The organism is Oceanospirillum sediminis, from assembly GCF_014164585.1.
Classification (GTDB): domain Bacteria; phylum Pseudomonadota; class Gammaproteobacteria; order Pseudomonadales; family Halomonadaceae; genus Oceanospirillum; species Oceanospirillum sediminis.
On record NZ_JACJFM010000206.1, the window covers coordinates 1 to 372 of the forward strand.

The following is a 372-nucleotide window of genomic DNA, read 5'->3' on the forward strand; positions in this document are numbered from 1 at the left end:
ATCCTGCGAAGCAGTGAAGAAACCATTTTCACTACGTTTCGACTAGGCTCAACGTGACATAAGGTTTTAGTTATGTCAACATCAAAAAAAAATATTTTGGTTATACGTCTTTCAGCTATGGGAGATGTTGCGATGACGGTTCCAGTTTTAAGAGCACTTACCAAACAACATGATGAATTAAGAATAAAGGTTTTAACTAAAACATTATATAAACCTTTTTATAGAGATATTCAAAACGTCGAAGTAATTACCGCTGATGTTAAGGGTGAACATAAAGGTGCTTTCGGGTTATATAAATTAGCGAGAACCATTAATGAATCGCATAGTTTTTATGCCATAGCCGATTTGCATAGCGTTTTAAGGAGCAAAATT

The 372-nt window shown here is 34.4% G+C and carries 1 protein-coding gene; it reads left to right on the forward strand.

Annotated elements, in window-relative coordinates:
• Positions 1 to 72 precede the first annotated feature (72 nt).
• On the forward strand, positions 73 to 372 hold a 300-nt coding region (locus H4O21_RS28425; protein WP_220495878.1), incomplete at its 3' end, for a glycosyltransferase family protein.